Here is a 19,072-nt window from a genome sequence, read left to right as displayed (position 1 = left end):
CGAAGTCTAAAGAATGAAAATGACGATTTGCCTGTAAGGAAGGTAGACCCCACTCGCAGGACAGAGTTTAGACACCGGTCAGGAACAGGCTCTGTGAAAACCATGGAGACGACAGTTCGCGTTCAGCAAACCGGCGATCGGGGTGGGTTTCACAGAGGCTGCTAGCCGCCGGACTTCTTCGCCTTGTAACCCAGCTTGATCAGCTCGGCCAACAGCAACTCGACGTGATCGCCCTGGATCTCGATAACGCCGTCTTTCAACGCGCCACCGGTGCCACAGCGCTTTTTCAGCGTGGTAGCCAGTTCCTTCAGGGCATCTTCGGCCAGCGGCACGCCGGTGATGGTGGTCACCGTCTTGCCGCCACGGCCTTTGCTCTCGCGTCGCACGCGCGCAATACCGTCGCCTTCAGGGATCAGGGTCTGTTTGCAGGTGCACGAATCCACGGGCTGACGACAGTCCGGGCAGTGTCGACCTGCGTCGGTGGAAAATACCAGGCCACCAAGGGCGGCGAAGGATGCGGCTTTTTTGGCCACCGGCAATCCTCTTGGGAGGACAAAGACTGATCGGCGCTCCCCAGGAGCATAACCGACCGCGAAGCCCCACTCAGGCAGGGGCAGCGCTACCGAACCTTAAAGGTGGTTCGGGTGAAAAGTCGCGCAGTGTAACGGCAAAAAGCCGACTTGCTAAGAGCCTAATAGCGCCAATTTATGCAACTTTAGCGACGCAAGGCCAGATAGCGCCGCAAGCCCTCTTGAGCGTCCGGGCAGTAAGGCTTTTGTTCGGCTTCCTGCAGGACAATTTCAATGGGCAAAAACCGCGCTTCCATCACCTCTTCCGGCTGCAGGCGCAACGGGCCATCCCAGACAGCGGAGTAGGATTTGCACCACAGCCGGCTGTCGCCATCCTCAAAGTAGAAATGGTCATGCTCGACCAGCTCCACGCCCGCAACGCCAAGCTCTTCTTCCAGCTCACGGGCCGCCGAATCGGCGTAGCTCTCGCCGGCCGCCACCATGCCGCCCGCCGCAGTGTCCCAGAAACCCGGGTACATGGCTTTGCTCAGGGTGCGCCGATGCACACACAACTCACCGGCAGCGTTGAACAGGAAGATAAAGGTGCAACGGCCGATCAGGCCACGTTGGCGCAGGTCGGATCGCACCAGGGTACCGAGCAGGTTGTCCTGCTCGTCGACCCAGTCGATCAGTTCAGCGTCGGAGGCCGCGCGATGCGCGGCCTCCTTTTGAGAAGCGTCCATCATCACCCCTGGTTGAGGAGCTGACGCAAATCTATAACCGCAGCGTTTGCCCGGGAAATATAGTTGGCCATGACCAGCGAGTGGTTGGCGAGGACGCCAAAGCCACTGCCGTTCAGAATCATAGGGCTCCACACCGGCTCCTGCGAGGCCTCCAGCTCACGAATGATCTGGCGCACGCTGACGGTGGCGTTTTTCTTGGCCAGCACGTCGGCAAAGTCCACTTCAATGGCGCGCAGCAAGTGGGACAAGGCCCAGGCCTGGCCGCGGGCCTCGTAGAACACGTTGTCGATCTGCATCCATGGGGTTTCCACCACTTCTTCGTCGACCTGCGGCACTTCACCCGGCGCCAGGGCTTCGGTTTTCAGTGCGGTGTTCAGTTTCACCCGGCCAACGCTGGCCGACAGGCGTTGCGACAGCGAACCCAAGCGGGTCGCGACGTCACCCAGCCAGTTGTTCAGGTTGTCGGCACGCGCATAGAACAGCGCGCCGCGCTGGTTCGGGTCCGACAGGCGCGCTTCATAGCGGCTCAGGGAGTTGATGCCTTCCTGGTACTCCGACTCGCTGGAGGGCAGCACCCAGCTCTTGTTATCGAAGTTGAAACGCGGCTCGGCCTTGGCCAAGTCAGCGTCTTCGGCCGACTGCGACTGGGAACGGGCGAAGTCTTTACGCAGGGCACGGGTCAGGTCACGCACTTGCACCAGCACGCCATATTCCCAGCTCGGCATGTTGTCCATCCACAGGCCCGGCGGGAAACGGTCGTTGGAAATGTAGCCACCGGGCTTGTTCAGCAAGGTGCCAACCACGGTCTTGAGGGTTTCGACGGTGGTGTAGCCCACCACCATCTGCTTGCCTTCCTTCTCGGCGGCAAGCTGGGCATTTTGCTGGACCGGGAACAGCGCCGGCTCTTCGCTCCAGTACCAACCCAGGGCGCCGGTCACCAACAGGTACAAACCCAGCACGCTGAGCAAGGCTTTGCTCATCAGCAGGTTGCGAAAGTAACTACGGTTGGCCGACTTGGGCTCAGGGGCGGGGCCTTTGGCACTGCCTGCGCGGTTTTTCCAGTCCAGCATGGCGATATCCTTTCAATCACTTGAGTTCATGCACGTCATTTGTCCGGGTGCGTTCAAACACTCCGACCACAACCCTACCCCATCGTGCCCATCGGCGCGGGGCTTTTAACCGAAAGTGGCGCGCAGGGGATGTTCGACTATAAATGAAGCACGCTTTTTACGCAGCGCGACCATCAGGTCAAAAACTGAATGGCCCAGACCGCTACTTAATTGACGCAAGACACTCATGTGAGAGAAAAGAGGTGCTAGCATAGAGCCATCAGTCGACCTCTGCATGCACCCTAACTAGTAGTCAGGATATGACCGAGCCAGAAGACCCCAGCCGTGAGCGTCTCAAGCACCATTTTGCCCAGCGGGTAATTCATCAGGCACGTCAAATTCTTGAGATCTGGCAACGCCTGCAACGCAGCGAATGGTCGAACACCGATTTGTCCGAACTCAGCGAAGCCAACCTGCGCCTGCTGCGCTTTGCCGAGCGTTTCGAGCAGCCGGAACACGGCCAGCTGGCGCGGCAAATTGGCGAGTCCCTCAAGGCGGTGGATGAAAATCGCGGCCGCCTGAGCAGCCAGGTGATCACCGAACTCAACCGCCTGATGCAGCGCCTGTCCCGCACCGGCCTGCGCCAGGGCGACCAGCTGGAACAAACCTTCCTGCCCCCCATGCGCAAGCCGATCTACGTGATGCTGGCCGATCACGACCGCGCCGAGCGCCTGGCCAAGCAGCTTGAATTTTTTGGCATGAGCGCCCAGTCGCTGGACAGCGTGGCAGCCTTTCGCGCGTCGCTGGCCGAGCGCCTGCCGTCGGCCATCGTGATGGATGTGGATTTCTGCGGTGCCGGCCTGGGCCTCAAGCTCGCCGCCGAAGCCCAGGAAGGCCTGGAGCAAAAGCTGCCGCTGCTGTTTTTCAGCCTGCACGAAACCGACACCCCGACGCGCCTGGCCGCCGTGCGCGCCGGCGGCCAGGAATTTCTCACTGGCACGCTTGAGGCTTCAAGCCTTTTGGAAAAGATCGAGGTGCTGACCTGCGTCGCGCAGTACGAGCCCTATAAGGTGCTGATCATCGACGACTCACGCGCTCAGGCGCTGCACACCGAGCGCCTGCTCAACAGCGCCGGCATCGTCACGCGCACCTTGATCGAGCCGATCCAGGCGATGGCCGAACTGGCGGACTTCCAGCCGGATTTGATCATCCTCGACATGTACATGCCCGCCTGTACCGGTACCGAACTGGCCAAGGTGATCCGCCACAATGACCGTTACGTCAGCGTGCCGATCATCTACCTGTCGGCCGAAGACGACCTGGACAAGCAACTGGACGCCATGAGCGAAGGCGGCGACGACTTCCTCACCAAGCCGATCAAGCCGCGCCACCTGATCACCACCGTGCGCAACCGCGCCGCCCGCGCGCGCAACCTCAAGGCGCGGATGGTGCGTGACAGCCTGACCGGGCTGTACAACCACACCCATATTCTGCAACTGCTGGAAGACTGCAGCTTCCGCGCGCGCCGCGAGAACAAGCCGCTGAGCTTTGCCATGCTCGACATTGACCACTTCAAGCGGGTCAACGACAGCCACGGCCACCCGATGGGCGACCGCGTGATCAAGAGCCTGGCGCTGTTTCTCAAACAGCGCTTGCGCAAGACCGACTACATCGGCCGCTACGGCGGTGAAGAATTTGCCATCGTGATGCCCGACACCGACCTGGAATCGGCCTGCAAGGTGCTGGACGAAATCCGTGGGCGGTTTGCCGAAATTCACTACCCGGCCCAGCCGCAGGATTTGTGGTGCACCTTCAGCGCCGGGCTGGTGGAGCTGTGCGACGGTTCCGACAGCTTGATGATGGCCGCTCAGGCAGACGAGGCGCTTTACCGCGCCAAGGACACCGGACGCAACCGCGTACACGCTGCGCGCACATCAAAGCAAAGTGCCATCTTTTCACCGGAATCCACCGATTCCGTCATAACTCTGTAATGGAAACGCAATAACTTCAGGCACTTATCTTTTGCTGTCGGTTGAAACCACGCATGCGCCTGAAGCTGCTGACCAATTTGAATACCCTTCTGCTGGTGGCCGTGTGCCTGGCCCTTGGCGCGACGCTATGGTGGTCGCAACGGGCACTGGAACGGCCTTATTTGCTGATGGAGCGCTACCTTGGCCTGTCGCAGACATTTCAGAATCAGGCCGCGCGCAATATCGACGACTACCTGGCCAGCGGCGACGCGTTGCGTTTGAGCAGTGCCGGCCAGAGCCTGGAAAACCTCCTGCAGCACCTCGACGAACTGCCAGCGGACCTGGCGCAGAACCTGCGCCCCAGCCTGGTCGAGCTGGACACGTTCAGCAAAACCGACCTGCTGGCTGCCGGCAAACTGGCCGGCGACCCGCAAGCCCTGCTGCTGCAAGCCGAACGTGAGCTGGGCGCGAACCTGGAACAATTGAGCCAGTACGCCACGGGCGTCACTTCACCCGACGCTGCACGCTACTTGCCGCCGCTGCTGGCCGCGTCCCAGCACCTGGGCAAACTGTCTCTGGCCCGCGACAAGCTGGTGAGCAGCGGGCGCGCAGAGCTGGCCGATGAGGTGGAGCGCGAAGTTGCCAGCATCCGCACGCAGGCCGACCTGTTGGCGCAGTTACCGCTGCTGGGCGTAAAGGCCAGCGCCGCGTCCAGCGCGGATGATTTCTCCGCCATGCTGGGCCTGGAAAGCACCGAAAAAGCCGAAGCGCAAGACACCGGCGTGGACCTCAAACGTGAACTCAACAGCCTGCTGACCCGCTACCCTGCCGAGCTCAAACGCACTCGCGATCAGATCCAGCTGCGCACTGCACTGGCCGACAGCACGCATCTGAAAATTGCTGCCGTGCAGCAAGCCATCGCCGGCCTGGAACCTGTTGTTCGCGCGCAACACGCCAGAATCCAGGGCGAAGTGCGCCTGATGCAAGGTGTGATGATCGGGCTGATTTTGCTCATCGCACTGCTGATCGACACGCTGCAACGACGGCTGGCAAGGGTACTGACCAACCTCGCACCGGCCTTGTCCACCTGGGCCGAAGGCGACTTCAGCCAGTCGATTGCCTTGGGCAAGACCAACCGCGAACTGCACGACATCGAGGCCTCGCTTAACCGCTTGCGCGCTTACCTGGTGGACTTGGTGGGCACCATTCGCGGCAATGCCGAAGAAGTCGCCGGCAGCAGCCGCGCCCTCGCCGAACTGAGCAGCGGGCTGCACGACGGCGCCGAGCGTCAGGCTGGCGATACGGCGCAGATCCGTGATTCGCTGGGTGAACTGGAGGCGACCATCCAGCAAGTCGCCGGTGATGCCAGCCAGGCGGCCGGCGCCAGCCGCAGTGCGGGCCAGGCCGTGGAACAGGGCCAGCGGGTGATCGGCCTGAGCCTGACCGGGCTGCACGCCCTGGTGGGCGAGGTTCAGCAAAACGCGCAGATGATCGAAAAACTCGCCGAAGAATCCGCCACCATCGGCGGCGTGCTGACGGTGATTCGCGCGATTGCCGACCAGACCAACTTGCTCGCGCTCAATGCCGCCATCGAGGCTGCACGGGCCGGTGAGGCCGGACGCGGGTTTGCCGTGGTTGCCGATGAGGTGCGCTCGCTGGCGCAACGCACCGCCGGCGCCACGGCCGAAATCCAGAGCCTGATCGCCGGCCTGCAAACCGCCGCCCACCAGTCGGTGCAAGGCATGCGCACTCAGGTCGAACACGCCGAGGCCACCGCCCAGCAAGCCCAGGCAGCGGATGGCGCGCTGGATGAAATCGTCGGGGCAATCCAGACCATTTCCGACACGTCGGTGCGCATCGCCGATGTGACCGCGCAGCAGAGTGGCGCCGTCAGTGAGATTCGCGACAACAGCGAGCGGATTCACCAGTTGGGTGAGGATAATCTGCTGCGCATCGGCCAGGGCCGCCGCCAGGGCGAACACCTGCTGGTGCTGGGTGGGCAGCTCAATACGGCGGTTCAGGCGTTCCGGGTTTGAGCCCATCTCCTGCCATATGGAGAGCAAAAAGTGGGAGGGGGCTTGCCCCCGATGACAGTGTGTCACTCACTGCATGTGTTGCCTGATGCAGCGCATCGGGGGCAAGCCCCCTCCCACATTTGACATCCACAGTATTCAAGACAGTGTTGCCAATGACTGGATACTGCACCCCAGTCACAAATTTTGCGCAATCATCGCTAATCGTGCTGCCTACTGCATAGAACTGGACAGTCACAAAGGCTTTGCGGCATAGTCGCCGGGTTCTGACGTACCCACATCAATAACAAGGAACAGCCGATGGCGACCTTACTGGTTCTTCACGGACCCAACCTGAACCTGCTCGGCACCCGCGAACCGGGCGTCTACGGGGCAGTCACCCTCGATCAGATCAACCTCGATCTTGAACGACGGGCGCGTGAGGCCGGCCACCATTTGCTCTACCTGCAAAGCAATGCCGAGTACGAATTGATTGATCGCATCCATGCCGCGCGCGGCGAAGGCGTGGACTTTATCCTGATCAATCCCGCCGCTTTTACGCACACGAGTGTTGCATTACGTGACGCGCTGCTGGCGGTGAGCATCCCATTCATCGAAGTGCATTTGTCCAACGTGCACAAACGCGAAGCTTTCCGCCATCACTCCTACTTCTCCGACGTAGCGGTAGGCGTGATCTGCGGCCTTGGCGCCAGCGGTTACCGACTGGCCCTGGAGGCCGCCCTGGAACACATTGAACAACCGGCCAAGCGCCCCTGACCGACCCTTGGGAGTTGATGATTCATGGATATCCGTAAAGTTAAGAAACTGATCGAACTGCTGGAAGAATCCGGTATCGACGAGCTGGAAATCAAGGAAGGCGAAGAGTCCGTACGGATCAGCCGTCACAGCAAGACCCCGGCTCAACAGTTCTACGCACCTCAGATGCAAGCACCGGCTCCGGCCGCTGCTGCGCCAGCCGCCGCACCTGCTGCCGCTGCTCCAGCTGCACCTGCCGCGCCTGTACTGAACGGCTTCGTGGTCAAGTCGCCAATGGTCGGTACGTTCTACCGCACCCCGGCACCGACCTCGCCAGCCTTCGTTGAAGTCGGCGCAACCGTGAAAGTGGGCGACACCATCTGCATCGTTGAAGCGATGAAGATGATGAACCACATCACCGCTGAAAAAGCCGGCGTCATCGAATCCATCCTGGTAGAAAACGGTCAGCCGGTTGAGTACGACCAGCCGCTGTTCACCATCGTTTGAACCGCGGAGCGCCTTCGATGTTGAAACCTGCGAAGAAACTGCAAAAAGTCCTGATCGCCAACCGCGGCGAGATCGCGCTGCGTATCCTGCGCGCCTGTAAGGAAGAGGGCATCAAGACCGTCGCTGTTTACTCGACGGCCGATACCGAATTGATGCACGTGAAACTGGCGGACGAGAGCATCTGCATCGGCCCGCCACTGGCGACCAACTCGTACCTGAAAGTCTCCAACATCATCGCGGCCGCTGAAGTGACCGGCGCTGATGGCATCCACCCAGGCTACGGCTTCCTTGCGGAAAACGCCGACTTCGCCGAACAAGTGGAAAAATCCGGGTTTGCCTTCATCGGCCCGAAAGCCGAAACCATTCGCCTGATGGGCGACAAGGTATCGGCCAAGGACGCCATGATCGCTGCCGGCGTGCCAACCGTTCCAGGCTCCGATGGCCCACTGCCTGAAGACGAGGCAACCGCGCTGCGCATTGGTCGCGAAGTCGGTTACCCGGTGATCATCAAGGCCGCCGGTGGCGGTGGTGGTCGCGGCATGCGCGTGGTGCACAAGGAAGAAGACCTGATCGAAGCCGCCAAGCAGACCCGCTCCGAAGCGGCTGCCTGGTTCGGCAACCCGATGGTCTACCTGGAGAAGTACCTGACCAACCCACGTCACGTGGAAGTGCAGGTACTGTCTGACGGCCAGGGTCACGCCATCCACCTGGGCGACCGCGATTGCTCGCTGCAGCGCCGCCACCAGAAGGTACTGGAAGAAGCGCCGGCACCCGGCCTGGATGAAACCGCGCGCCAGGAAGTACTGGCTCGTTGCGTCAAGGCGTGCATCGACATCAACTACCGTGGCGCCGGTACGTTCGAGTTCCTCTACGAGAACGGCCGCTTCTACTTCATCGAGATGAACACTCGTGTGCAGGTAGAGCACCCGGTGTCGGAGATGGTCACCGGTATCGACATCGTCAAGGAGATGCTGAGCATCGCCGCTGGCAACACGCTGTCGTTTACCCAGGACGACGTGAAGATCCACGGCCATTCCCTGGAGTGCCGGATCAACGCCGAAGACCCGAAAACCTTTATCCCAAGTCCAGGCCTGGTCAAGCATTTCCATGCTCCGGGCGGCAACGGCGTTCGCGTCGATTCGCACCTGTACAGCGGCTACAAGGTTCCGTCCAACTACGACTCGCTGATCGGCAAGCTGATCACCTGGGGCGCCACTCGCGACGAGGCCATGGCCCGCATGCGTAACGCCCTGGACGAAATCGTGGTAGACGGCATCAAGACCAACATCCCGCTGCATCGGGACCTGGTGCGTGATGAAGGCTTCTGCGAAGGTGGTGTGAACATTCACTACCTGGAACACAAACTGGCCAACCAGTAAGTGCTCCACCCAACAAAGCCGCCTTCGGGCGGCTTTGTTGTTTCTGAGCCCTCTATTCTGAAGATGTCCATCGTTCAAATGTGGGAGGGGGCTTGCTCCCGATAGCGGTGGATCAGTTACAGATACTGAGACTGACACGCCGCAATCGGGGGCAAGCCCCCTCCCACATTCGGTCCGTGTTCATTCAGCACAGTCGTCTTCTGCTGTTCGCTCGCGTAAACTTGCGCGCTTTCGCGACCCCGCCGTCGCACACTCATTTTTTTCAAAGGTGCCCGCCATGCCTTGGCTGCAAGTCCGTCTCGCCATCAGCCCAGAACAAGCCGAAACCTACGAAGACGCTTTTCTTGAAGTCGGCGCCGTCTCGGTGACGTTCATGGACGCCGAAGACCAACCGATCTTCGAACCCGAACTCAACACCACGCCGCTGTGGTCGCACACCCACTTGCTGGCCCTGTTCGAAGACGGCACCGATGCCGCCGCCGTGCTGGCCCATATGGAGTTGCTCACCGGCAGCCCGCTGCCTGAGCACCACAGCGAAGTGATCGAAGACCAGGACTGGGAACGCAGCTGGATGGACAACTTCCAGCCGATGCGCTTTGGCCAGCGTCTGTGGATCGTACCGAGCTGGCATGCCGCACCTGAGCCAGATGCCGTCAACCTGCTGCTCGACCCGGGCCTGGCGTTCGGCACCGGCACCCACCCGACCACCGCCCTGTGCCTGGAATGGCTGGACGGCCAGGACCTGACCGACTGCAACGTGCTGGACTTCGGCTGCGGCTCGGGGATCCTGGCAATTGCCGCCCTGCTGCTGGGCGCCAAGGAAGCCGTCGGCACCGACATCGACGTACAAGCCCTGGAAGCCTCCCGCGATAACGCCGGGCGCAACAACATTCCTGAGGGCAAATTCCCCCTCTACCTGCCGGAGCAATTGCCCCAGGTGCAGGCCGATGTGCTGGTGGCGAATATCCTCGCCGGCCCTTTGGTTTCCCTGGCTCCGCAACTGTCGAGCCTGGTCAAGCCAGGGGGGCGCCTGGCGCTGTCGGGCATTCTTGCCGAACAAGGTGAAGACGTGGCTGCGGCCTACGCCGCGGATTTCGATCTGGATCCGATCGCCAACCGTGATGGCTGGGTACGCATCAGCGGTCGTCGGCGCTAGAATGAGCGCTTGCCTGAATCGGATGGCCGCATGACCGACAGTTTCGTCACCCAGTGCCCGCATTGCCAAGCGCGCTTTCGCGTCAGCCACGCTCAATTGAGTGTGGCCCGTGGCGTGGTTCGCTGCGGCTCGTGCCTGCAAGTGTTCAATGCCGCGCGCCAATTGCTGGAGCAGCGCGCCAGCACCTCGGCGCCGGAACCCGAGCAGCCAGGCGTCGCCGAACACGCCGTTGAGCCAGTGCCCCAGGCACCGCGGGCCATCAGCCAGAAACAGTGGACCGCCGAAGAGCTGGACCTGGACAACCTGGACCTGGACGAAGAACTGGCCAAGCTTGAACGCCGCGAGATTCAACACACGCAACCGCCCGGCGCGGAGCGTCGCCAGGCGAGCAGCGAGCGCCGGCAAAAGGAAGATGCCCTCAGCGCCAGCCGCGACACCGTCAAGGCCGAAGAAGAAAAATGGGCCGCCAGCCTGTTCAGCGAGCCGCCAGAAGAGCGCACCCAACCAAGCGAAGACGCGCCTGAACCGGCCAGGACGCCTGCGACCAAGCAGCGCACCGAGCCATCGATGTCGTTCAACATCGACGATATCGACGATGAGCCCCCGCTGCGTTCTCCACCTGACGACGACGATGACGACCTCGACCCGCCGTTCACACCTCTGACGGCGGCGGCGGATGCGCCGGAACCCGAAGACCGCCCGCAACCGCGGCGCAAGCGTGCGCGCACGGAAACCAGCGTTCACGACGATGTACTCCAGGACCTGGAAGACGACCCGCTGCACCTGTATGCGCAGAAACGTCCGACGAGCTGGGGCCGTCGCCTCATCTGGATACTCCTGGTGCTGCTGGCCGCCGCGGGTCTGGCGGGCCAGTACATCGCCTATCAATTCGACGACCTGGCTCGCCAGGACGCCTATCGCCCGTGGTTCCAGCAACTGTGTCCAACCCTCGGTTGCACCGTGCCATCACGGGTCGATATTGCCCACATCAAGAGCAGCAACCTGGTGGTGCGCAGCAATCCCGAGTTCGCCGGGGCGCTGGTGGTGGACGCAATCATCTATAACCGCGCGACGTTCTCACAGCCCTTCCCGCTGCTGGAGCTGCGCTTTGCCGATTTGAACGGCGGCTTGATTGCCAGTCGTCGCTTCAAACCGGCTGAATACCTCAGTGGTGAGCTGGCCGGGGTGAGCGAAATGCCTTCGCAGACACCCATCCATATTTCCCTGGATATCCTCGACCCAGGCAATAAAGCCGTGAATTACAGCCTGAGTTTCCACTCGCCCGAGTGAGGCGCCGCGCACGCCGAGGTTTGACGGCAGATAATTGACTGGGCGCTGCGCAACCAAACCGACCGCGATAAAGAAATAACTGTTCAGATTTTATCCAATTCAGCCTTTATCCAGTCATCGAGAGCGGGTATCATGCCAACCCTTTTTCGAACTCTAATGATCCGGCCCCACAACAGGGAAGTCCTATGTCGGCGGTACGCATCGGCCCATACACATTGCAAAACGGCTTGATCCTCGCCCCGATGGCGGGCGTCACCGACCAGCCCTTTCGTCAGCTGTGCAAGCGTTTGGGCGCGGGTCTAGTAGTCTCTGAAATGGTCACCAGCGACATGAGCTTGTGGAACACCCGCAAATCGCGGATGCGCATGATCCACGAAGGTGATCCCGAGCCGCGCTCGGTACAGATCGCCGGTGGCGATGCACAGATGCTCGCGGACGCGGCCCGGGCCAACGTGGAGTTGGGCGCACAAATCATCGACATCAACATGGGCTGCCCGGCCAAGAAGGTCTGCAACAAGGCCGCCGGTTCCGCGCTGTTGAAAGATGAGCAATTGGTAGCCGAGATCCTGCAGGCCGTTGTCGCCGCAGTGGATGTGCCGGTCACCCTGAAGATTCGTACCGGCTGGGACCGGGACAACAAGAACGGCCTGACGGTGGCGAAGATCGCCGAACAGGCAGGCATTACAGCGCTGGCGGTGCATGGCCGCACCCGCGCCGACCTTTACACCGGTGAAGCCGAGTACGACACCATTGCCGCGATCAAGCAGGCGGTGTCGATCCCGGTCTTTGCCAATGGCGACATCGACTCAGCCGAGAAAGCCCGGCGCGTGCTGCACGCAACCGGTGCCGATGGCTTGTTGATTGGCCGGGCCGCCCAGGGGCGGCCATGGATTTTTCGTGAGATCGAGCACTTTCTGCGTACTGGCGAAGTCATGCCGGCACCGGAGCTGATCGAGGTGGAACGTATTCTGCTAGAGCATCTGGCCGCCCTGCACGCCTTCTATGGAGACGTGATGGGAGTACGCATTGCTCGCAAGCATGTCGGCTGGTATCTCGCAACCTTGCCGGGCGCCAGGGAGTTTCGCGCCCACTTCAATCGTTTGGATGATACGGAAGCACAGTGCGCCAACGTTCGTGAGTTCTTCAGCGAGCGTTACAAGAGCCTGGGGACAGGGGACGGAGAGGGGGTGGCCGCATGACGATGATGACCGAGACTTTAGTGAGTGGAACAACACCCGTGAGCGACAACGTCAATTTGAAACAGCACCTCAACACGCCGAGCGAAGAAGGCCAGACCCTTCGCGGGAGTGTCGAGAAGGCGCTGCACAATTATTTCGCCCACCTAGAGGGCGCTTCCGTCACGGACGTGTACAACCTGGTGCTCTCCGAAGTCGAGGCGCCCTTGCTCGAAAGCGTGATGAACTACGTCAAGGGCAACCAGACCAAAGCCAGTGAGCTGCTGGGCCTCAACCGTGGCACCTTGCGCAAAAAGCTCAAGCAGTACGATTTGCTGTAAGCATTCAATCAAACCAGAAAGGCGCCCGCGTAAAAACGGACGCCTTTTTTGCTGACTCCTTTGCTTTTGATGGAAATTGAAATGACCGACCAGACTACCCGCCTGCCGATCCGCCGCGCCTTGATCAGTGTTTCCGACAAGACCGGGATCCTCGAATTTGCCCGGGAGCTGGAAGCCCTGGGTGTGGAAATCCTCTCCACGGGCGGGACCTTCAAACTGCTGCAGGACAACGGCGTGGCCGCAGTAGAAGTCGCGGACTACACCGGTTTCGCAGAAATGATGGACGGTCGGGTCAAGACCCTGCACCCGAAAATCCACGGCGGGATCCTCGGTCGTCGCGGTATCGACGACGCCATCATGACCGAGCACGGCATCAAGCCGATCGACCTGGTGGCCGTTAACCTTTATCCGTTCGAAGCCACCATCAACAAGCCAGGTTGCGACCTGCCGACCGCCATCGAAAACATCGATATCGGCGGCCCGACCATGGTTCGCTCGGCAGCCAAGAACCACAAAGACGTGGCCATCGTGGTTAACGCCAGCGACTACGCCAACGTGCTTGAAAGCCTCAAAGCCGGCGGCCTGACGTACGCCCAGCGTTTCGACCTGATGCTCAAGGCGTTCGAACACACCGCCGCCTACGACGGCATGATCGCCAACTACATGGGCACCGTGAACCAGGCCTCCGAGACCCTGAGCACAGAGGGCCGCAGCCAGTTCCCGCGCACCTTCAACAGCCAGTTCATCAAGGCCCAGGAAATGCGCTACGGCGAGAACCCGCACCAGAGCGCGGCGTTCTACGTTGAGGCCAAACCTGCTGAAGTCGGCATCGCCACCGCGACCCAACTGCAAGGCAAAGAGCTGTCCTACAACAACGTGGCCGACACCGACGCCGCGCTGGAATGCGTGAAGAGCTTCGTCAAGCCGGCCTGCGTGATCGTCAAGCACGCCAACCCGTGCGGCGTCGCCGTAAGCCCGGACGCTGAAGGCGGTATCCGCCAGGCGTACGAACTGGCCTACGCCACCGACACCGAATCTGCCTTCGGCGGCATCATCGCCTTCAACCGCGAGCTGGATGCTGAAACCGCAAAAGCCATCGTCGAGCGTCAGTTCGTTGAAGTGATCATCGCCCCGTCCGTGAGCGAAGAAGCCCGCGCCATCGTCGCTGCCAAAGCCAACGTGCGCCTGCTGGCCTGTGGCGAGTGGTCGGCTGACCGTGCTGCTGCCTGGGACTACAAACGCGTCAACGGCGGCTTGCTGGTACAGAGCCGCGACATCGGCATGATCGGCAGCGCCGACCTCAAAGTGGTGACCAAGCGCGCCCCGACCGAGCAGGAAATCAACGACCTGATCTTTGCCTGGAAAGTCGCCAAGTACGTTAAATCCAACGCCATTGTCTACGCCAAGAACCGCCAGACCATCGGTGTCGGCGCCGGCCAGATGAGCCGCGTGAACTCGGCGCGTATCGCTGCGATCAAGGCTGAGCACGCTGGTTTGCAGGTAGCCGGTTCGGTGATGGCTTCCGACGCGTTCTTCCCGTTCCGTGACGGCCTGGACAATGCGGCCAAGGCTGGCGTGACGGCGGTGATTCAACCGGGCGGCTCGATGCGTGACGCCGAAGTGATCGCCGCCGCCGATGAAGCTGGCATCGCCATGGTCTTCACCGGCATGCGCCACTTCCGCCACTAATCCAACTCGATCGAAATGTGGGAGCGGGCCTTTTGTGGTGAGCGGGCTTGTCCCGCGTTGGGCTGCGCAGCAGCCCCATCAAGAAGAACACGGTGCATCAGGCAATCTGCGGTGTTTGGTTTTGGGGCCGCTTTGCAGCCCAACGCGGGACAAGCCCGCTCGCCACATCAGCTCGGCTACACATTTAAGCGCTCGTGCAGCGCCTACAGAATTTGAGGTTTTGAAATGAATGTTTTGATCATTGGCAGCGGTGGCCGTGAACACGCCCTGGCTTGGAAAGTTGCCCAGGACCCGCGCGTCCAGAAAGTATTCGTCGCACCCGGCAACGCCGGCACCGCCATTGAAGCCAAGTGCGAAAACGTCGCCATCGACGTGTTGGCCCTTGAGCAGCTGGCTGATTTCGCCGAGAAGAACGTGTCCCTGACCATCGTCGGTCCGGAAGTGCCATTGGTGGCCGGCGTCGTCGACCTGTTCCGCAGCCGCGGCCTGGACTGCTTCGGCCCGACCGCCGGCGCAGCCCAACTGGAAGGCTCGAAAGCCTTCACCAAGGACTTTTTGGCACGCCACAAGATTCCGACTGCCGACTACCAGAACTTCACCGAGATCGAGCCGGCCCTGGCTTACCTGCGTGAAAAAGGTGCACCGATCGTCATCAAGGCCGACGGCCTGGCCGCCGGTAAAGGCGTGATCGTGGCGATGACCCTGCAAGAAGCCGAAGATGCAGTGCGCGACATGCTCGCCGGCAACGCATTTGGTGACGCTGGTTCGCGCGTGGTCATCGAGGAGTTCCTCGACGGCGAAGAAGCCAGCTTTATCGTGATGGTCGACGGCAAGAACGTACTGCCGATGGCCACCAGCCAGGACCACAAACGCGTCGGCGACGGCGATAGCGGCCCGAACACCGGCGGCATGGGTGCTTACTCCCCTGCCCCAGTGGTCACCGCCGATGTACACAAGCGCGTGATGGACCTGGTGATCTGGCCGACCGTGCGCGGCATGGCCGACGAAGGCAATGTATACACCGGCTTCCTGTACGCCGGCCTGATGATCGACAAAGCCGGTAACCCGAAAGTCATCGAGTTCAACTGCCGTTTTGGTGATCCGGAAACCCAACCGGTGATGCTGCGTCTGCAGTCGAGCCTGGTGCTGCTGGTGGAAGCTGCGCTGGCTCAGGCGCTGGACAAGGTTGAAGCGCAATGGGACCCGCGTCCGAGCGTCGGCATTGTGCTGGCGGCCGGTGGTTACCCTGGCGACTACGCCAAGGGCGACGTGATTGAAGGCCTCGACGCAGCTGCTACGCTGGAAGGCAAGGTGTTCCATGCGGGCACCGCGCTCAAGGACGGCAAGGTTGTAACCGCAGGTGGCCGTGTATTGTGCGCCACCGCAATGGGTGCCAGTGTCGACGCCGCGCAGCAACAGGCGTACAAGCTGGCCGCGAAAATCGACTGGAAAGGTTGCTTCTACCGCACGGACATCGGCTACCGCGCCATTGCCCGTGAACGTGGCGAGAACCAATAAGCAGCTGCCCTCCAGTCGCTATCCGTTCGGTTAGGCAAGGGCCTTTGGCCCTTGCCGTACCCACGTCGCCCCGCGCATAGTTAACCCGTGCAATCAACCTACGAAGGGATTTCGCCGTGCGCTGGCTCAGGATCGCCATAGGTTTCACAGTCAGTCTGCTGACCCTGCTCTGCTTGTTCCCGGCCCAGGCCGCCGCGCAAGGCAGTGGATGGGCAGTATTGCTTGATGAACAGGCCGACCTGCAACTGAGCGATATCCGCTCCGCCCGTTACACCAATCAATTTAGCCCCATCGAACTGGACCGGATTACCGCCGCCGAGCCGGACGGTGCGTTGTGGGTACGTTTCAAGCTGCAACCTGGCAAGCACGAGCAAGTGCTGCGGGTATTTGCTCCCGACCTGTCCCACCTGAGCCTCTATGTACTGGACGGCGACACCCTGGTGGAACAACAAAGTACCGGCACCCGCCAGCCGCAGGCAGAACGCCCGCTGCCCAGCAGCGATTTCATGCTGCCGATGCCCCAGAGCCAGAAACCCCTTGAGGTGTACCTGCGCCTGGTGTCGGAACACGAACTGCGCCCCTATATCACCCTGGAACCGGCCGTACTGGCTGCCGCCGACCAGAACCAGACGCTGATCTACGGCCTGTTGTTCGGCTGCCTGCTGATGCTGATCCTGCACAACCTCACACGCTTCGCCTACCACCGCTCGCGCAGCAGCCTGTGGCTGGCGGCCTGCGAGTTGCTCTTGATGTTGAGCCTGGCACTGTTGCTCAACCTGGTGGGGCCGTGGCTGCCGAACTGGCACGCTGTCCAGACCCCGGGCGCCTACCTCGCCCTGCTGCTGACCGCGCCGTGCGGGCTGATGTTCGCCTATCGGTTCTTCATGCCGCTGGGCCCGCACCTGCTGAACAAACTGTTGATGGCCGACATCCTGCTGATCGTGCTGTGCGGCCTGCTGCTGTTGTTCGTCAACACCTTGCCGCTGAACATCATCACTTACGCCCTGGTGGCCCTGGCCGGTCTGAGCATGCTGTTTGTCTCGGCCTACCACTGGCAGAAAGGCTACCGGCCGGCACGTTTGTTCGTGGCGGGCATGGTGGTGTTCAACATCGGCACACTGATAATCCTGCCAGCCCTGCTCGGCCTGACGCTGGTGGCACCGCAAGGCTTGATCGTCACGCTGCTCGGTTTTATCTGCCTCAGCGGCCTGCTGATGAGCCTGGCCCTGGGCGAACGCCAGCGCGCAATTGTCGAAGCGCGCTTCAGCCTCAGCCGCGACCTGGCGGCCAGCAATGCCGAGATCGCCGCCAAAGCCGAGTTTCTGGCGAAGATCAGCCACGAAATCCGCACCCCCATGAACGGCGTGCTGGGCATGACCGAGCTGCTGCTGGGCACGCCGCTGTCGGTCAAGCAGCGTGACTACGTGCAGACCATCCACAGCGCCGGGAACGAACTGCTGACGTTGATCAACGAGATTCTCGACATCTCCAAGCTGGAGTCCGGGCAGATCGAGCTGGACGACGTGCAGTTCGATCTCAACGCATTGATCGAAGACTGCCTGAGTATCTTCCGCGCCAAGGCCGAGCAACAGAACGTCGAACTGATCAGCTTTATCCAGCCTCAGGTGCCACGCGTGATCAGCGGTGACCCGACGCGTCTGCGCCAGGCGTTGTTGAGCCTGCTGGAAAATGCCCTGCAAAAGACCGACGAAGGTGAAGTGCTGATCGTCGTTGCACTCGACGAACGCAGCACCAAGCCGCGCCTGCGCATTGCCGTGCAAGACAGCGGCCTGCCGATGGAAGCCGCCGAGCGCGACGCGTTGCTGCACAGCGAACTGCACAGCAAGAACTTCCTCTCGGCCACGCGCTTGAGCGGCCACCTGGGCCTGGTGATCGCGCGACAACTGATCCTGTTGATGAATGGCGAGTTCGGCATCAAGAGCGGCAGCCATCAGGGCAGCACCTTGTGGTTGACCCTGCCGCTGGACCCGGAACGCCTGGAACACCCGACCTCCGACCTCGACGGCCCGCTCAAAGGCGCACGGGTGCTGGTGGTCGACGACAACGACACCTGCCGCAAAGTGCTGGTGCAGCAATGCACGGCCTGGGGCTTGAACGTCAGCGCCGTGCCGTCCGGCAAAGAAGCCCTGGCGTTGCTGCGCACCAAGGCGCACCTGCGCGACTACTTCGACGTGGTCCTGCTGGACCAGAACATGCCCGGCATGACCGGTATGCAACTGGCCGCCAAGATCAAGGAAGACCCGAGCCTGAACCACGACATCCTGTTGATCATGCTCACCGGTATCAGCAACGCGCCGAGCAAGATCATCGCGCGCAACTGCGGGATCAAGCGCATCCTCGCCAAGCCGGTCGCCGGCTACACGCTCAAGACCACGCTGGCCGATGAACTGACTCAGCGCAGCAAAGGCGTGGTGCAGCCGCGCGCGGCCATCAGCGCGCCGGCAGCGGTGACCGTGCCGGCCGACTTCCGCATCCTGGTGGCCGAAGACAACAGCATCTCCACCAAAGTGATCCGCGGCATGCTCGGCAAGCTCAACCTCAACCCGGATACCGCCAGCAATGGCGAAGAAGCCCTCGAGGCGATGAAGGCTCAGCGTTACGACCTGGTGCTGATGGACTGTGAAATGCCGATCCTCGATGGTTTTTCCGCCACCCAGCAATTGCGCGCGTGGGAAGTCAGCCACCAACGCATTCGAACGCCGGTGGTCGCACTGACCGCGCATATCCTTTCGGAACATAAAGAGCGCGCGCGCCAGGCCGGGATGGATGGGCATATGGCCAAACCGGTGGAGTTGTCGCAGTTGCGCGAGCTGGTGGAGTTCTGGGTGGCGCAGCGTCAGCAACGACCGGAACACGCGCCTTCCTGACCGTGAAATGCAGTCTCCTGTGGGAGCTGGCTTGCCGGCGATGGCGGTGTGTCAATCACACACTTTTTGTCATAAAAAAACCCACTCTCT

General features: G+C 61.4%; 15 protein-coding genes. 12 read left to right on the top strand and 3 right to left on the bottom strand.

The annotated features are described in order from the left end of the window. Window positions 1–161: 161 nt before the first annotated feature. The 3 genes from NTD89_RS18480 to NTD89_RS18470 all read right to left on the bottom strand — a co-directional run bounded on the left by NTD89_RS18480 (window position 162) and on the right by NTD89_RS18470 (window position 2,322). The gene (locus tag NTD89_RS18480; RefSeq protein WP_005784408.1) at window positions 162–533 is read right to left on the bottom strand and encodes a translation initiation factor Sui1; all 372 of its coding nucleotides are present in this window, start codon (window positions 531–533) and stop codon (window positions 162–164) included. A 182-nt stretch (window positions 534–715) separates the two neighbouring features. Continuing rightward, complete coding sequence (locus NTD89_RS18475) at window positions 716–1,252, bottom strand: NUDIX hydrolase (RefSeq protein WP_145160305.1); 537 nt, start codon at window positions 1,250–1,252, stop codon at window positions 716–718. 2 nt (window positions 1,253–1,254) lie between these two features. Continuing rightward, complete coding sequence (locus NTD89_RS18470) at window positions 1,255–2,322, bottom strand: DUF2333 family protein (RefSeq protein ID WP_145160303.1); 1,068 nt, start codon at window positions 2,320–2,322, stop codon at window positions 1,255–1,257. Between the two features lie 299 nt (window positions 2,323–2,621). On the opposite strand from NTD89_RS18470, the gene NTD89_RS18465 reads away from it, so the two are divergent. From NTD89_RS18465 to NTD89_RS18410, 12 genes are all read left to right on the top strand, one after another. Next, a complete protein-coding gene (locus NTD89_RS18465) occupies window positions 2,622–4,292 on the top strand; it encodes a PleD family two-component system response regulator (protein ID WP_262208939.1) in 1,671 nt (556 codons plus the stop codon). A gap of 1,466 nt (window positions 4,293–5,758) precedes the next feature. Next, complete coding sequence (locus tag NTD89_RS29560) at window positions 5,759–6,307, top strand: methyl-accepting chemotaxis protein (protein ID WP_370004716.1); 549 nt, start codon at window positions 5,759–5,761, stop codon at window positions 6,305–6,307. A 297-nt stretch (window positions 6,308–6,604) separates the two neighbouring features. Next, entirely contained in the window at window positions 6,605–7,060 is a 456-nt protein-coding gene (aroQ, locus tag NTD89_RS18455; RefSeq protein ID WP_016972516.1) for a type II 3-dehydroquinate dehydratase, read from the top strand. Window positions 7,061–7,084: 24 nt separating this feature from the next. Further along, window positions 7,085–7,546: an acetyl-CoA carboxylase biotin carboxyl carrier protein gene (accB, locus tag NTD89_RS18450; protein WP_017738537.1), complete on the top strand. Its 462-nt coding sequence runs from the start codon at window positions 7,085–7,087 to the stop codon at window positions 7,544–7,546. 17 nt (window positions 7,547–7,563) lie between these two features. Next, window positions 7,564–8,925: an acetyl-CoA carboxylase biotin carboxylase subunit gene (gene accC, locus NTD89_RS18445; RefSeq protein ID WP_145160297.1), complete on the top strand. Its 1,362-nt coding sequence runs from the start codon at window positions 7,564–7,566 to the stop codon at window positions 8,923–8,925. A 277-nt stretch (window positions 8,926–9,202) separates the two neighbouring features. Further along, window positions 9,203–10,081: a 50S ribosomal protein L11 methyltransferase gene (gene prmA / locus NTD89_RS18440; protein WP_145160295.1), complete on the top strand. Its 879-nt coding sequence runs from the start codon at window positions 9,203–9,205 to the stop codon at window positions 10,079–10,081. Window positions 10,082–10,111: 30 nt separating this feature from the next. Continuing rightward, on the top strand, window positions 10,112–11,371 hold the full coding sequence (locus NTD89_RS18435; RefSeq protein ID WP_145160293.1) for a DUF3426 domain-containing protein: 1,260 nt from the start codon (window positions 10,112–10,114) through the stop codon (window positions 11,369–11,371). A gap of 185 nt (window positions 11,372–11,556) precedes the next feature. Then, on the top strand, window positions 11,557–12,570 hold the full coding sequence (dusB, locus tag NTD89_RS18430) for a tRNA dihydrouridine synthase DusB (RefSeq protein WP_119737806.1): 1,014 nt from the start codon (window positions 11,557–11,559) through the stop codon (window positions 12,568–12,570). Beyond that, a complete protein-coding gene (gene fis / locus NTD89_RS18425; protein WP_002555375.1) occupies window positions 12,567–12,887 on the top strand; it encodes a DNA-binding transcriptional regulator Fis in 321 nt (106 codons plus the stop codon). The genes dusB and fis overlap by 4 nt, the downstream gene beginning before the upstream one ends. 81 nt (window positions 12,888–12,968) lie before the next feature. Then, the gene (gene purH / locus NTD89_RS18420) at window positions 12,969–14,576 is read left to right on the top strand and encodes a bifunctional phosphoribosylaminoimidazolecarboxamide formyltransferase/IMP cyclohydrolase (RefSeq protein WP_262208935.1); all 1,608 of its coding nucleotides are present in this window, start codon (window positions 12,969–12,971) and stop codon (window positions 14,574–14,576) included. A gap of 225 nt (window positions 14,577–14,801) precedes the next feature. After that, window positions 14,802–16,094, top strand: coding sequence for a phosphoribosylamine--glycine ligase (gene purD, locus NTD89_RS18415; RefSeq protein ID WP_262208934.1), 1,293 nt, complete (start codon window positions 14,802–14,804; stop codon window positions 16,092–16,094). A 116-nt stretch (window positions 16,095–16,210) separates the two neighbouring features. Continuing rightward, a complete protein-coding gene (locus NTD89_RS18410; RefSeq protein WP_145160286.1) occupies window positions 16,211–18,982 on the top strand; it encodes a hybrid sensor histidine kinase/response regulator in 2,772 nt (923 codons plus the stop codon). The last annotated feature ends 90 nt before the right edge of the window (window positions 18,983–19,072 follow it).

Source organism: Pseudomonas sp. 14P_5.3_Bac1, from assembly GCF_025466135.1.
Taxonomy (GTDB): domain Bacteria; phylum Pseudomonadota; class Gammaproteobacteria; order Pseudomonadales; family Pseudomonadaceae; genus Aquipseudomonas.
Note: the sequence above shows the minus strand (reverse complement) of the source record. Positions and strands in the feature narration are given on the sequence as shown.